Raw genomic sequence first — 15,587 nt, 5'->3', positions numbered from 1 at the left:
CGGTGCTATCGAATTACCTTAAACTTCCCTTACAGTACGTTTAAGGTTCTGTTCCCCTGCCTCCATAACTTGTTGTATCTATAAAAAAAACACCTCACCCATGGCTGTGGGCAAAGCGCTCTTTATTGCGGATATTTCGAATGAATCCAGCTAAATCTGACCAACGTTCCCTTATTCAGCTCCGAAAACAACTCTACCCGGTTATCCAGACGTGCACTGATCTCACGAACCAGATATAACCCCATCCCTGTGGATTCGTGGTATTGCCTGCCACGTTCACCTGTAAAATAGGGATTGAACACACGATGAATATCCTCGGACGAGATGCCGATTCCCTCATCCTGAATGTCCAGGATTGTACGCTCTTCCTGTTTATAGCCGGTAATGATCACTTTTTTGCCTGATTTGCTATCGGAATAGTTCACGGCATTGGTCAAAATCTGGGTGAACATGAACCGTAGCCACTTGGAATCACTGTATATCTGAAGGTCGCCCTCCATCCGGATATCCGGCGTAATGCCTCTGCGAATAAACAAACGTCGGTTCTCTGCAATGCTACTCCGAAGCACCTCATGCAGAGACAGCAGCTCTACACGAAAATCCCCTTCGAACTGTTCAAGCCGTGATGAATGCAAGACCATCTCGAGTCCTTTGCGCATTTTATCCAGCTCATCCTGAATACTGCCAGCCGTCTCATCGTCCACATCTTCCAAGGTCAGTTGGATAATGGACAACGGGGTCTTCATCTGATGAACCCAGCGATTCATGAATACCACCTGCTGTTCCTTACTGGTACGTAATTGACTTATCTCATTCTGCCGATTACGCTCCAGTTCATGTAACAATTCCTGGATGGCTTCCGCCACGACCGAATTTCCAAGCGTTTGGAAAGGCTCGTTTACCAGTTTACGTGGTTGTTCAAGTAGACGATAATACGCTCGTAGCTGGAGGTAACGTATGACCAGATAGATCAACAACACAACAGTACTGATCAGCATACCATAGAGAACAATCTTCATCGGACGGCCCTCACCAGAGAGCCAGTAGACACACGGAACCAGCAACATCTGTAACACATAAATTCCGACTAACAACAGGTGGTCTTTCAGGAAAAGTCTCATTTCCCTTTTCCCTGTGCGGATGAATCCAGATCCAATACACGATAACCCGCTCCGCGAACCGTCTCCAAAATCTCTTCTGCACCCAGCTCCTTCAACTTCCGGCGAACACGTGTAATATAGACATTCAACGTATTATCATCGATAAAATGCTGATCTTCCCACATTTGTTCCAGCAATTTTTCTCGGCTGACAACTCGCCCTGCCTTCGCCATTAGTGCTTCCACCAGTATCGCTTCCTTCTGTGTCAGCTCTGTTGAACGTTCCTCATATTCCAATACAAATCGCTCAGGATAGAGGATCATGGGACCATTCGTCACCGTTACTTCCTGTTGAACAGCAGCGTAAGAACCATAGGCTCGGCGCAGCTGACTGCGGACTTTGGCAAGAACGACTTCATATTGAAAAGGTTTTGTAATATAATCATCCGCTCCATGTTCCAACGCCATAATCTGATCCATACCACTATCACGAGCCGATATGAATAAAATGGGACATATGGAATGTGTGCGTATCTGTCTGCACCAATAGTATCCATCATATTGAGGCAAATTCACATCCATCAGCACAAGGTCGGGATTCACTTCCACAAATTCATCCAGTACATGACGAAAATCACCGGTGACTTGTACCTGAAATCCATTTCGGCTCAGATAAGCCGCCAGCAATCCTGCAAGCTTGGCATCATCTTCAACCAACAATATCGATTGCATCGTTAACCCTCTCTTTCCGTTTCCTGACGTCAATGTATCACATCTAGTTACCCATTTTAGTTGGAAACGGCTTGAAAATAAAGCTTTAGACCACGAGACGCCCTCTCTTCTCTGCCAAACCAATGATAGCTTCCACTCCTGAATTAAACTCAAGAAAGTCCTGCTCGACCCCATCGCTGAAAATAACACCATCCTCTGGCATCTGGGATACAATGTGCAGTGGTTGCTTCGAATGGATCTGTCCAAACACCAGATTGGCCGCTGTCGTTCGGCTCGGAAAAGGTTCACGTACTGAAAAATATAAGTACGGCGCATCCCAGTTAAAATGATTCAGCTCCTGCCTGCTTCCATGAATGGATGCCGATGCTGTAGCGACCTCTGCTTCGGAATTCATGTTCTGCCATGCAGCCGACCCTACAATTCCGGTGGCTCCGGCCAGCACACTTTTGAACCAGCCTGTCGATCCCATGCCTGTGGATACAATAATCCCACTAGAGGATTGTTGTTCACTCGATGTACCCAAACGCACTTCATAACGAGCCGATACATGTGTCTTCCGACCAATGAACAGATCATTGACACCATATAGATACTGTCCATCATTTAGTTCCACTTTGGCGAGAGTGACTTCTTTCAATGTTCGTTGCTTTCGAATGACATCAGGAACAATGAAGCTCAGATCTTCCACGGTAAAAGGTAATAACACCCCGTCCCACCGCATCGGGTCCGGGTTCACACCAATGAGCGGCTGCTCGGTTACGTATTTGAGGGTATTGGCTACAAGCCCATCCTGTCCAACCACGACCACGATATCCTGCTCTCCAAAGATAAAATTAGGCACATGTTCCCGATCAATCGTCTGAACGCGGCCCAATTGACCCAGTTGCTGCTGTGCCTGCTGCACAGATAGCCGATAATGACGGTCTTCCTCCATATAATCACTGAAGTCTGCGCCCAGACGTTCAATATAAAACTGAGCTTGCTGCACCGTGTTATATCGAACCACCAGCTCTTCCAGTCGGGTCCGGCGCTTCACCAGAATCAGCTTGTGTTCGCTCATTCGATCGTCCGGCGTAGCCTCATGACGTACTGATTCCCCTACTTGTTCTGCCTGCTCTCTTCTTCCTAATCTCATCGTGCTCGACCTCCCTGATCTCTGCCCGGCGCGGGAGACATCAATCCCTGCAACAGATCAGGCGAGATATTAAGCTGTCCGATCTTGCCTGCATTTTCAGCCAGTTCCTGGAATGCAAGTGCAATCAGCTTATCAGAATTCATGCCCATGTTTGCCATCGCTTGCAGTACATTTGGCTGTACATTTTGCAACGAATTCATCACGGCAGCAATCTCATACGCTTTGGCATCGGCTTCCGCATTGTGATTGGCAATGGTTAATTCAATCAGTTGCTGCTTGCGTTCCTCCATCGCTGTATTGAACTGAAGCTGCTCCTGCTCCATCTCGTTTTGTTTCTGTTTCACCGAGCGTTCTGCCTGCAATTGGGTCTCACGAATTTGCTGTTTCTTTGTCTCCACGGCAATTTCGGTGTTCAGTTCGTTCTCCTTCACTCGTCTCTCCTGTTCAATCGATGCATTGCGACGCACATACAGCGCTTCATCTGCTTGACGTAAAATCTCTTCCCGCGCTTGTGCTTCCAATGCACGCATCGTCTCTTTATTGGGCAGAATGGCCAGGATGGATAGACTCATCAGCTCAACGCCCAGTTTCTCCAACTCTTCACTTTGTACAACTTCGCGTTTCATGCTGCTTGCCAGCCGTTCACTGGATTGAATGGCCTCCTTCAACGGCATTTTCTCCAGATATTTCTTGGTTAGTACTTTCGCTGTGGTGATCACCCGTTGGTCCAGTTTGCCGGGGTCGTCGGAAATATACCGATTCTTGCGCAAATTGTATGTGTAATTCAGGCTCTGTGTTATTTTCAAATAATCTACAATGCGATAGCTTAGTTGTCCCTGCACTGTAACGGTCTGATAGTCCGCCGTAATCTCTTCGAACATGAATGGTACATCCACCGAGGACACGGGTAGGACTACTACCGATGTGGTCGGCTCATAGTAATAAAAGGACAATCCAACACCCTGACGTTTTACCTCACCATTTTTCACTTTCATTACATATTCACTGGGTTGAAACTTCGCAAATCGGAATCCAAACATGGCTCATTCCCCATTTCTTAATACTGTCGTTTTGATATTATCGAAATGATAACAAATGAATTCGATATTGTCAATACGACATTAACAAAATGTTTATATGCCTATTTAGAGAAAGGGATGAAGTCTGAACCTCTTCTTTCCACAAAACAAAGAGACCGAATCAGTTGATTCGATCTCCTTACCTGCTTTGTTATTTTCTAATACAGTCGTTCCATCAATCTGGCTACTGCAACAGCTCCCTGTGCACGGTTCGCTATTTCTTTCGGAGCAAACGTGCCATCAGGCATGCCATTCAGCAGTCCAAGTTGTTGCATCGAGGCTACAGCCTCTTTGGCGTATGCCGCGATCTCGGCGTTGTCTACAAACACCATATTTCCTTGTACAGAATTGGTCGCAACCTCACGCTGCATAACCTTCAGTGCTCTGTTCAGCATAACGGCCATATCTTCTCGTGAAATACGTTCATTGGCTCCAAAGCTTCCATCTGCTCGGCCTTGAATAATGTCCATTTCAATTCCAAGTCGTACTGAATCGGCATACCACTGCCCTTCCTTCACATCTGTTGGGACCGAAATAGATGGATTCGGCTGGCGTGTATCACCAATACCTTTAATAATCATTTGCAAAAATTGTGCTCTGGTCAGTTCACCTTGCGGGGCAAAACGAGTTGCGCTCATCCCCGAAATAATCCCTTTACCGTAGAGGTTCTGTACCTCTTGGATTGCCCAATTGTGATTTTGCAAATCATGTAATGGCACTTCAACTTCTGCAATAACATAACTGCCCGATTCCAGCGGTTTGAACGTCATCGTTTTGGTCTTGTCATCGTACTTGGAATACGTAACAGGTTTCATTTCTCCACTTGGAGATATGGAATGTACAACCATAACTACATCATTTTTTTTAGGTTGCTCCACATTGGATAGAGCAACTTCAACCGCTCTGTTTGTCCATTGCAATGGCTTATTGTTCATTAACAAATTCACATCAACAATCGCATGATTACCGATCGCTGCTTTTTGAGATGTGGACAGTGTATCTGTCGATCCTTTTGCCACTACGATGTCGAACGTTCCCGCAGTCTCCGCAATAGTTAGCGGGAGTGATTTTAGAGGAACACGAACGGTAGTCTGTCCTACAACTACATCCAGGGATTTCACTTCCTCGGAACGAATCCATGCTGCCAGTTGACTTGCACCCAATTGGAATGTGACTGTCTTGGCTGTGTCAGGCACATCTGCAATCAGTTTCAACGTACGATTTCCTGCATCCATGGATTGCAGTGCCTGAGTTAATAGGGATACATCTGGACGAATCGAATACTTGTCATCCCCGGTTGCTGTTCCTTTTACCGTTATCAGACCCTTAACTGGCGGATTACCAGGTTCAACCGGTGGTGTTACAGCCGGATTCCCCGTTGAAGGAGCTGTTCCCGGGTTGGAAGGTTGTGAAGGTACACTTGGTTCTGATGGCTGGCCAGGGCCAGGTGTTACATCTTGACGTACAAGCTTACTCACAGCATCTTGTAACGCACGATCCGCATTGCTCACATCTTGCATTGAAGATTCAACATCCAAAATGAATGCCTTCGCTTCAGAAAGTGCCTTACTAAATACATTCCAGCTTGAAGTCGTGTATTCGGTTTGCTTTAATTTCTCAGCGGTATCTACAGTAGCTTGCAGTGCAGATTTGTCCGCCGGGAACGTACCGTATGCTTCAAATTCCATGAATCCTACCCATGTGGGACCTGTTTTAATCGTTACGCGAATATAACGTCCCTCCGTGCCTTCTGGAAGTACATGGCTAGGTGCGGTCGATACAACAACATCACTTGTGGTGTCGACTACTTTCACAAAACTTTTGTTATCATTGGACACTTCGATCGTATATTTGATGCCGCCACTCCACATGGACATCTCGATCTTGCGCAGGTTAGCGACTTGCCCCAAATCCACTTGCCACCAGCTGTCAATACTCTTATCGGTCCCCCATGAAGTGTTCGGATTGTTGTCAATTGCACCTTCAGGAGAGTTGGCTTGATTACCTCCTGTCCCTGCACTGCTTGAAGCCGTTGCTGTTTTGCCGGTTGTTAAAGCCTCCAGAGAGACCAGATTAGTAAAGGCTTGTTTCAACGTACTCAGTGCTGAATTCACTTCAGACTGGACAACAGCATTGTTATCTCGGACCTGAATCGCTGCCTGCAAAGATTGTTGCAATACAGACCAGCTCCGGCGTGTATAGGAAGATTCATTCTGCTGCTGCATTTGTTGAATGTACTGGTGCAGTTGTGTTTTGTCCACATTGGATAGACCTTGAATCGCATCATGCAAACGTTTAACCGCTGTATTCACATCCGTCTGTGTTGCTCTTGGATCATTCAAGACCTGCTCAGCGCCTTCCAGCGCTTTGGTCAATACCGCCCAAGTGGCCGCAGACCAGTCAGTCTGCTGATACGTACGCGCTTCCGCTATTTTAGCTCTGAGCTCGTCAAGCTGCGGGGCGATAACCTGCATCTGCTGCATCACACGTTCTAGTGCTGTTGTCGCTGCATCTGTATCTGCTTGAGTTACCCCACCCGGCGTGTATGCCTGACGATTTACGTCATCCGCTGCCGAGATTGCCGGAGCCAGAGTCCCCCAGCTTTCCGGAGTAAAATCAGTCTGTACCAATGATTTGGCTCGTGTAAGTGCCGCATCCAGTTGCTGGCGGTCTGCGGGCAGAAGACTCAATCCACGTTTGTACACATCAAGGGACCATAACGCTCTGCCTTCATACGAATGCCCGCCGTTGGCCGGAAATTCGTCGTAATCAAACATCGCTTGGTTCTCCCATGCATTCCCTTCAGATGCAATCCAGCCTACACCGGCCGGAATCCAAGCTGGCTCCCAGTAGAAGAAACCTGCGCCATGATTATCTGGCACGTTCGCAATCATGTCCATAATGCCGGCGATGGCATCATATTGACCTTGAACGGTTGCGGGGAAGTCTGCTCCCCCAACATGAAGCGCTTCGTCCGACCCGATGATGTTCCCATGAGCGTCCCCGTTTTTGTAGGAAAACGGATAGGACGTTTCAGCGATAATGACATCTTTGCCAAACTCGACTGACACTTCATTCATCGTTTTCTGCACATCCGCAAACGTCCCATGCCAGAAAGGGTAATACGATAGTCCGATAATGTCATAGTCCAGTCCGCCTTTACTTAACTCTCCAAAGTACCATTTGAACGTATCTGCCTTGCCACCTTCAGCCAGATGGATCATGATCTTCACCTTATCCGCGTTATTGGTGATCTCTCCTTCTACTGCACGTACAGCATCAATTCCGCTTTTCAGCAATGCAACATTTTGCTTAAAATCCACGTCGCTGCTCAAGCCGTTCAGAACACCACTGTTGATCTCATTACCGATCTGCACCATATCAGGCATGGCGCCCTTAGCTTTCATTTCTCCCACAACTTCATACGTATAGTTGTATACGGCCTGCTTCAGCTCTTCGGGCGAAAGACCTTCCCAAGCTTTTGGACGAAGCTGCTGACCCGGGTGCGCCCACTCATCCGAGTAGTGGAAATCCAGCAGGATCTTCATACCTTTTTTCTTCACCCGCTCGGCCAAACGAATGACATCTTCCTTATCGTTGTAGCCCCCTGATTTCTGTGGATCATTCCACAGACGAAGACGAACATAATTGACACCGCGATCCTTGAGAATATCGAGCAGATCACGCTCTGTACCGTTGCTGTCCACATATTTTCCGCCTTTGTCCTCAATGGCAGTCAACGTGGAAATATCGACACCTCTGACATAGTCTTCACGATACCCCTCAACGATCACCTTAGCTTTAAGCTGAGGCTCTGGAGGCGCACCATATACAATTCCTGTTACCGTAAATTCGCCTGCAGAGGCGTATTGCATAGGGTCGATATGATCCCAAGTCACAGGCACCATTCCCGATTTTTCATTCTGAAACTGTGCCTTTACCTCGTTAGGCAGAATTGGCGTACTTCTAGTCACCGTTCTCACTTCGATCTCATCATATCCTTTAATATTGGCTGGTTCAGTTCCTTCTGCTTCTCCCCACACTTTGAACTCCAATATTTCCGGCCAGACTCCCTCACCCTTGTAAAAAGATATGTTCAATCTGATGTATCGCACATCATTCTGCTGAAACGTCAGATCAGCGATCTGTTTGGGATCGGCATTTTCATTTTGATCAGCAACGTTGGTCCATGCCTGCTGATCAGCAGATGTTTCTACCATATATTTCACAACCGTGTTTTCTCTCCACGTTATTTCCGCTCCGGACAGATTGTAGTCTTCACCCAGATCAATCATCACCCATTGTGGTTGTTCCGTTGTCACTCCCGCCGTAGCAGTCCAATGCGTGTCACTTTTACCATCAACCAAATGGTCTTTCTTACTCCCCCACTCCAAATATTCTGTGCTTACCGTAACCTGCTTGTTAAGTGCCACGTTCACTTTCGCCTCTTCTGCAGCCGCTGGACGAACCATTAATCCCAGATCACAGAACAGCATCAGCAATACCAGACAACTGCTTATGTACCTTTTATTCACTCTTGATCTCCCCCTTTTTGTGTTTGATTGTGCATGGATCAATGAATGTTATTAACCTCCCTCATTGTAAGCGCTTAATAGCAATAGGCGACACGGCATAATCCAAAGGAAACAGCAGTTATTTTAACAATATGATCCTGTGACAGTTACATTTGCTCTATGTCTGGTTGTCATAATTAGTGAAAAAATCAACAAAGAAGTTTACGTTTCAATACAAATTTTCATAATGAATGAGAAAAAGCACAAAACTCACTTCCCATCTTTATGCATGATATATGAGTACAAATTTTGCGTTATTTTAATCTTAATTATAAAGCAAAAAAACCACTATCTTGTAATAGATAACAGTCAGTTTACATACTCTATTCTCTTCATTAAGATTATTTTGTCTTCTTCTCTTTTACAGAAATTAATACAAATATTGTTAAAAATAAAACTAGTAGATACAATCTTTATACATAAACCACACCATATGTACCTGTATTACCTTGATAATACTACTTAAATCAATAAAATTGGTACATAGGATCATACAGTCCCACCTGAATCGATCCAATGAGGAACCGTATTATCCTATAATATAGAACGTTTAAATCTCTTCAAATCTTTCTACATAATAAGTCTATCCAGAATCTACGCCACACCCGAATTGCACGGAACTATCATGGTTAATCCGCGAGGGATAACCTCAATGTCCATTAACCCATTAGTATGCATTTCACCGTCAATCCCCACTTTTGCTATGTTTTCACCATATTGAGTAATTCTTAAACGTTTTGTCTTAAAATACAAGACATCTGAGCGGTCAAGATGGGTTCCATTTCTTATATCTAAAAGAAGTTGAATTGTATTAAACAATGATTTTTTTTGAATTACAAGTACATGAAGATGACCGTCATCCATCTTGGCATCCGGAACAATGCCCTCAATTCCGCCAATAATCGCTGATTTTGAAACCAGGTAGAGAAGCACATCATGTTCTTGTTCTATATGATCACATTCAATCTTGATATGTGTTCCAGATAATATTTTAGGGAGTTTAGGTAGAGCGGACAAATAATAAGCCTTATCTCCTATAACGTTTTTTAGGGTTTGGTTGGTTGTATAACTGATTGAATTCATTGCACCACCAGCCACAACGTAATGAAAATATTCATTTCCAACCAACCCGATATCTATCTTCTTCGTCATTCCTTTTTCGAACATTTCCGTGAAACCTTCATATGATCGTGGTAATTTCAAAGCATTTCCAAAATCATTGACTGTACCTGTGGGTAGGTAAGCTAGAGGTATATCTAAACCTAGATTTTTAATTGTGTTAATGGCGTAATGCAAAGTTCCGTCGCCACCTGCCACAACCAGTGAATGGCAATCTTCAAAAAAAGAAGTTCCTATATCTGTATTCTCCTTACTTGTGTAGAAGATATCACTATCAAGTAAAGCGTATTTCATTTTCATATACTCTATAACTGAAGCTTTCGTTTTATATGCTGTATGCAGCCCTGAAACGGGATTTACAATCATTTTTGGTTTCATCACTGGAATGCTCCCTCTCCATAACTTCCTTTGATTTATGATTAAATTTTATATTTTTCACGCATGATCGACATCGTACATAAGGGCGGATGTGATCCTGCCCTTTCGGGTATCCGTGAATAGGAGGAGCATGAAAAATGACAAAGTTGGCCACTCTTTCGGATTTTTTCATTTTGATCTGAGCAAATGATACAGAGTTCCCTAAAGGGCAGAAATGATCTGCCTCTTCGAACGATGTTACATTTTTTTATCAGTTGTAGTATATGTGTATGCTATTAATTTAAATTTTGTAGTCGGCATAGCGAAGCATGAGAGTATCCTAAGAATTGAGAGGAGAAAAATGATGAAGAATACTACGATAAGAATGTTGACGGCGAGTTTGACAGCTTTGGCGATTATGACCGTTGCTGTAGGTTGTGGAAATAATACAGATTCGAGCCCTACCCAAGTTGAGGGGAATATGAGTTCAGGCGAAGAATCTATGGTCAGTATTTCTGATTCCTATGACAATACTGAAGAACTTGCGGCTAAATTCCCAATTATTAACTCAACACCAATTGAAACTAAAATGGAAAAAAATATACAGAATAGACTCCTAAATGGATTTGAGAACTGGAATAGAGGATATGAGGCTTGGGAAGCCTGGGGGGACATTCTTTATACAGAGGACTCGCTCTATAACGTCCATGGCGTGAAGCTCACGTTGAAGGAATATCAGGCTGCTATGGATGCACAGCTAAAGTCTACCGATATTCAGATGGGTAACTTCAACAATATGATCATTAACGACGATTGGGCAGCAATTCGATATGACATCTCTTCGACTGCACGAGACAGCCAGCAATCTTCCGATGGAAGCGTAATGGAGTTCGTCCATTTCAAAGATTATGGTGATTTGCTCGGAACACGGGTCGTTGAAGGGTGGGCTGGTACAAAGGGGGCAGATTTTAACGCATTGACCAATTTCCAAACCGATGAAGCGAAGGCGGCACAACAAGCTGCATTGGATGAAATTATTAATACCAAGATCCCTGACACTATAGATCTCAAAACCAAATATCCTGTTACTTATCCCACGCCAGTTGATACCGATATAGCTAAAAAAATTCAAAGCGCCATTTTGAGCGATTTTGATAAATGGAATCAGGGCTTTGATGCTTGGACTGACTGGGCCGATACGTATTATACTAGCGATCTCAAATATCACACAAATGCGGAAACCATGACTCTCCAAGAGTATAAGGATTCCGTGGAGATAGATGCCGAATCAACTGAGGTAAAACGTATTCGTTTTGATAATATGCTTATCAGCGGCGACTGGGCAGCCATTCACTATAGAATTACGAATAAGGACACGAAGACAGAGGAAAAGACTGCTGGCGACGTAATGCAGTTTTTACACTTTACTGAGGAGGGTGACAGCTTAAAAGTTATTGAATCCTGGACCAAATGACTCAGTTGGTTATGAGAAACCAAGGACTACAAGTTCGGATTTGTCTACAGATTAAAAACACATACGAGGAGTACCCTGCAATGGGTGCTCCCGTATGTGTTTTTAATCTGTAGTTCTGCTCATCAGTTTACTTGTTTGATCCGATAATGATATGCGTTTATAGAAATACCTAAAGTAAATACATAGGATAAAATGTACATCCACATGATTAAAACAATAACATTGGCAAAATCTCCGTATAAATCGCTGTATTGGTTATTAAAATGATTAAGATAATATGAGTATGCAAATGTGGAAACTACCCATACAATGCTCGTGAAAAGTGCTCCGATATTGGTGTACTTTCCAGGGATTCTATATCTAGGTGTTACCATATACACAATTTTAATTGTGAGAAACAAAAACAGTAAAACGACAGGCCATCTCAGAATAGCGATCAACAGTTTTGTTATCTCATTAATGCCTTCAAGTAAATCGAAATGCAAGACAATACTGCTATAGCCATACACCAACAAGGTAAATATGATAATTACAACCAACATGATGGTCAGAAGAAGTGCTTTCAGTCGACGAAGAAAATAGTTTCGATGTTTGAAACCAAATAGAGTGTCCGAACAGACAAGCACTGCATGCATTCCGTTAGAAGCTAAAATAAATGCAAAGACCATCCAGACACCACTATGAAGCGTGAGCCCTTTTTCAGTATAAGGAACCAGCATTTCAAATACAGACGTTGGAAGTATTCCTTTTAACGATGCTAAAATATCTATGATCGGAAATTTCAAATAGGCTGATGTGTAACTAATCAAAATTAAGATTGGAATCAGGGATAATACGAAAAAAAGAGTAAGATGCCCGGGGAGTAAACGTAACTCAGGTACGACGATCTGCTTTACTTTATTCCAGTATGGAGTGCATTTTTCTCGAATATGTATGTACGTTTCTTTAATTGCAAATCATCTCCTTTATGTACGATTATCATATATCAATATCCCAATACTTGCATCAATGATAGTACAGGCTCTTTAAAATAAATTCCTAAAGCAAAATAAGTTATTGTCCAAATCAAAGCACTTGAATAGGTAAAAAGAGCAAATTTCTTGAAATGAATTTCACTCATTCCAATCAGCAAAGGCATCGCATAACGCACCACTGGAATAAACATGCCAATAAGCATGGCCAGATCACCCTTTCTTCTTAACATAGACTCCGCTTTTAAGAAATAGCGATTGTTGGACCATCTTTTTTTAAATCTATGACCAAAAAACCTTCCTAGGATATAGGAAGTTGTGATCGCCGATAATAAGCCTATTACAATGGCGCTGTACGTTGCCCAATAATTGACAACTCCTGTATGGCTTAATATGGAACCAGATAAAATAATGACTTCATTAGGTACTGGAATCCCAAAAGGGCCCAGTGAAAAAGCCAAGAAGAAAAATACATATCCGTACTGATTAACAAGTTCTAAGAGTGTATTACTAATCATTATCTTTTAATACCTTCAATACGAATGTGGATCTGATCTGGAGAAATACCCGTCATATGATTCACCACCTCAAATATACTGGACTGTAATTCACGGCTGACATAGTGGATTTTCACTCCGTAATTTACAATAATTCTAAGCTCAATGATTAATTTTGAGTTGGAGAATGATACAGATACTCCTTTGTGCATTTTTTTCCCGCTCACGTGTTTAATCAAGTTATCTACGGCTCCTGTTGACAACAATATAATTCCCGACTCTAACCTTGCAACTACTGAAACAATTGTTGTAATCGCCTGCTCTAAAACATGTATCTTCCCTATATCTGTCTGTATAATCAATTGTAATGTCCCCTTTAAAACAATTTTGTAAGTGGTATAGACCCATTTTATCTTGAATTAGAAATTAACGTAATGTACCTTGGGGCAGAGAGGTTTTGTACCTTTGGGCATATGCTTTTCATATCTGAGGAGCAAACACAAAGAAAGGGAGACATCGACTAATGATGTCTCCCCTTGCCTGTATCCCGAATCATAAAACAGTTAGCCTGCAATCATTTCATTCTTACTCTCTTTGTCCCTCCTGATTACTGTAGACATCAGGTAACTGTAATAAGTAGCTATTAGAGAGGTCAAGTAAACGCTGGGTGGCCGAGAATTGAGATGCAGTCGCTCCCTCTTCCACCATACTGTTATTACTTAGTTCATAACGTACTCCATCGGCATAATTGTTTCCTGTCATATATAATATTTTATCATTAATAAAAGAACCATCAGGTAGAAAGTGTCTTAACGGAATCAAATTACGCTCTTGATTGAACAGGTCTTCACCTAAAACCAGTTGATCTCCCAAGGAAATTCCCAACAGATTGGCTACAGTTGGCAGAATATCAATTTGTCCACCTGTCGTGTTTATTACAGGAACAAGCTGCCCTGAAGGCGAATGCACAATGAATGGGATGTTCATCATATCTGTGTACCCATAGTTATGACCTAATAAGGAATTTATCAGTTCTTTTTCTTCTCCTGTAAGACCAGTCAATGGTATTCCCTGGTGATCTCCATAAAATACGACCACACTGTTATCCCATAGTCCAGACTCTATCAGTTCATCAAGAAACTGACCCATCGCAACATCTGCGTAATTTTGAGCCTGAATATAATCACCGATCAATGTATCCTTGAAACGATCAGGCAGCTCCATTTTAACCTTTTCTTCAGGCAAGTGATAGGGATGATGTGCACTCATGGATATGACCATGGCATAGAAAGGTTGATTCTGGTCATCCAAAATAGACATTTCAGAAGAGGTTTTGGAGTACAAGACTTCGTCTGATGCGCCAAAAGCAATAGGATCGTCTTCTCCGAAAAATACTTGATCATAATATCGTTCAAAACCTATGGCACGATATAATCGATTGCGATTCCAAAAATTAACACTATTGGTATGGAACGTCGCTGTAAAATATCCATTTTCCTCAAGTAAATGTGGTAGACTTGGAAGTTGTTTATCCATATATTTGGATGAGGTTGCTGGTTCATCCTTGGGTACGTAAAAGGATGTGTTTACGACGAACTCGGCATCCGAGGTTGTCCCCTGTCCAGCATTCGTATAGAAATAAGGGAAATACGTATTCTTTTTAATTAACTGATTTAGATGAGGTGTAATCTCCTGTCCATCGATTCTGAGGTCAATCAAAAAGTTTTGAAAGGATTCCATCTGTACGAGTATTAAATTCATGCCTTTATTGATTCCATGAAACTTCGGTTTGTCTTTAATTGGAGATATTCCCTTCGTTTCATTAATTTCCTCTTGGGAGATGTCACCGGGAGCTATTAGCACTTCCTTCTCCAAACGATCGGCAACAACCTTATAGACTTCATAATTAAGAATCCCCATACTCTTCGCTTTATAGATTTCATTCAGACTAGCATGAACCGGCCAGATATTGAATACACATAATGCGAATGATGCGCTAATCATACAACTTAACACCTTATGACTCATACGTGAAATACGATTCTTCCAGATTGAACCATACTTAGATAGGATAATTAAAACGAGAAATAAGGCGATGTCAACAAACAAAAATAGATAATAGGGTGTAAGCAAAGATAATGCGCTTTCTCCTACATGAGTAACTTTTTTGGCTTGTTTAAGTGAATGATACGTAGCGATAACACCATAATATTTGTAGTACATGATGACTGCAAAATATATTAACGTCATGCAAAAATTAACCAGCATATAATATAAAACTTTTCTCTTAGCAGCAAACCACTCAATTAAGCTGAATACCAAAATAAAAAAAGGAAGTTCTGTTTGAACAATAGCCCAATTGGTTCCATCATGAAATACAACAGACCATGCGACTACACTTTTCAACAGGAGAATAAAACTAAACAAACACAAATTTTCATAGGATCGATGTTTTAATCTGATGTCCGCGCCTTCATTTCGTTTGTACATACCATTCATCCTCTAGAATTATTAAAAAGGAGAAGGAGCAGCACCTTCCTCCCTCCCTTA

General features: G+C 42.6%; 11 protein-coding genes. 1 reads left to right on the top strand and 10 read right to left on the bottom strand.

Annotated features, from left to right (window positions below; translation table 11 throughout):
* Window positions 1-122: 122 nt before the first annotated feature.
* The 6 genes from QF049_RS04080 to QF049_RS04055 form a co-directional block, all read right to left on the bottom strand.
* Window positions 123-1,094: a sensor histidine kinase gene (locus tag QF049_RS04080; protein WP_307534996.1), complete on the bottom strand. Its 972-nt coding sequence runs from the start codon at window positions 1,092-1,094 to the stop codon at window positions 123-125.
* A 23-nt stretch (window positions 1,095-1,117) separates the two neighbouring features.
* Window positions 1,118-1,831, bottom strand: coding sequence for a response regulator transcription factor (locus QF049_RS04075; RefSeq protein WP_307534994.1), 714 nt, complete (start codon window positions 1,829-1,831; stop codon window positions 1,118-1,120).
* 85 nt (window positions 1,832-1,916) lie between these two features.
* Window positions 1,917-2,891, bottom strand: coding sequence for a diacylglycerol kinase catalytic domain-containing protein (locus tag QF049_RS04070; protein WP_307543089.1), 975 nt, complete (start codon window positions 2,889-2,891; stop codon window positions 1,917-1,919).
* Between the two features lie 71 nt (window positions 2,892-2,962).
* Window positions 2,963-4,006, bottom strand: a complete 1,044-nt coding sequence (locus QF049_RS04065; RefSeq protein ID WP_307534992.1) for an SPFH domain-containing protein — start codon at window positions 4,004-4,006, stop codon at window positions 2,963-2,965.
* 197 nt (window positions 4,007-4,203) lie between these two features.
* Window positions 4,204-8,580, bottom strand: a complete 4,377-nt coding sequence (locus QF049_RS04060; RefSeq protein ID WP_307534990.1) for a glycosyl hydrolase 53 family protein — start codon at window positions 8,578-8,580, stop codon at window positions 4,204-4,206.
* Between the two features lie 633 nt (window positions 8,581-9,213).
* Window positions 9,214-10,116 carry a diacylglycerol/lipid kinase family protein gene (locus QF049_RS04055; RefSeq protein ID WP_307534987.1) on the bottom strand — a complete coding sequence of 301 codons (903 nt, stop codon included), beginning with the start codon at window positions 10,114-10,116 and terminating at the stop codon, window positions 9,214-9,216.
* A 364-nt stretch (window positions 10,117-10,480) separates the two neighbouring features.
* Here QF049_RS04055 and QF049_RS04050 point away from each other — a divergent pair, with 364 nt between their 5' ends.
* Window positions 10,481-11,569 carry a nuclear transport factor 2 family protein gene (locus QF049_RS04050; RefSeq protein WP_307534983.1) on the top strand — a complete coding sequence of 363 codons (1,089 nt, stop codon included), beginning with the start codon at window positions 10,481-10,483 and terminating at the stop codon, window positions 11,567-11,569.
* A gap of 122 nt (window positions 11,570-11,691) precedes the next feature.
* Here the strand turns inward: QF049_RS04050 and QF049_RS31325 are convergent, their stop codons facing one another.
* The 4 genes from QF049_RS31325 to QF049_RS04035 form a co-directional block, all read right to left on the bottom strand.
* The gene (locus tag QF049_RS31325) at window positions 11,692-12,456 is read right to left on the bottom strand and encodes a YihY/virulence factor BrkB family protein (RefSeq protein WP_373428331.1); all 765 of its coding nucleotides are present in this window, start codon (window positions 12,454-12,456) and stop codon (window positions 11,692-11,694) included.
* Window positions 12,457-12,554: 98 nt separating this feature from the next.
* A complete protein-coding gene (locus QF049_RS04045) occupies window positions 12,555-13,058 on the bottom strand; it encodes a DedA family protein (RefSeq protein ID WP_307534981.1) in 504 nt (167 codons plus the stop codon).
* Window positions 13,058-13,399: an Asp23/Gls24 family envelope stress response protein gene (locus QF049_RS04040; protein WP_307534979.1), complete on the bottom strand. Its 342-nt coding sequence runs from the start codon at window positions 13,397-13,399 to the stop codon at window positions 13,058-13,060. Before QF049_RS04040 ends, QF049_RS04045 begins: the two co-directional genes overlap by 1 nt.
* A gap of 223 nt (window positions 13,400-13,622) precedes the next feature.
* Entirely contained in the window at window positions 13,623-15,536 is a 1,914-nt protein-coding gene (locus QF049_RS04035) for an LTA synthase family protein (protein WP_307534977.1), read from the bottom strand.
* Between the last annotated feature and the right edge of the window lie 51 nt (window positions 15,537-15,587).

The organism is Paenibacillus sp. W4I10 (assembly GCF_030816325.1).
Lineage (GTDB): Bacteria > Bacillota > Bacilli > Paenibacillales > Paenibacillaceae > Paenibacillus > Paenibacillus amylolyticus_B.
Note: the sequence above shows the minus strand (reverse complement) of the source record. Positions and strands in the feature narration are given on the sequence as shown.

Excerpts from the sequence above, each read along its gene's own strand:
- QF049_RS04075 (WP_307534994.1), bottom strand. The coding sequence starts at position 1,831 with ATGCAATCGATATTGTTGGTTGAAGATGATGCCAAGCTTGCAGGATTG.
- QF049_RS04070 (WP_307543089.1), bottom strand. The coding sequence starts at position 2,891 with ATGAGCGAACACAAGCTGATTCTGGTGAAGCGCCGGACCCGACTGGAA.
- QF049_RS04065 (WP_307534992.1), bottom strand. The coding sequence starts at position 4,006 with ATGTTTGGATTCCGATTTGCGAAGTTTCAACCCAGTGAATATGTAATG.
- QF049_RS04055 (WP_307534987.1), bottom strand. The coding sequence starts at position 10,116 with ATGAAACCAAAAATGATTGTAAATCCCGTTTCAGGGCTGCATACAGCA.
- QF049_RS04050 (WP_307534983.1), top strand. The coding sequence starts at position 10,481 with ATGTTGACGGCGAGTTTGACAGCTTTGGCGATTATGACCGTTGCTGTA.
- QF049_RS04045 (WP_307534981.1), bottom strand. The coding sequence starts at position 13,058 with ATGATTAGTAATACACTCTTAGAACTTGTTAATCAGTACGGATATGTA.
- QF049_RS04035 (WP_307534977.1), bottom strand. The coding sequence starts at position 15,536 with ATGAATGGTATGTACAAACGAAATGAAGGCGCGGACATCAGATTAAAA.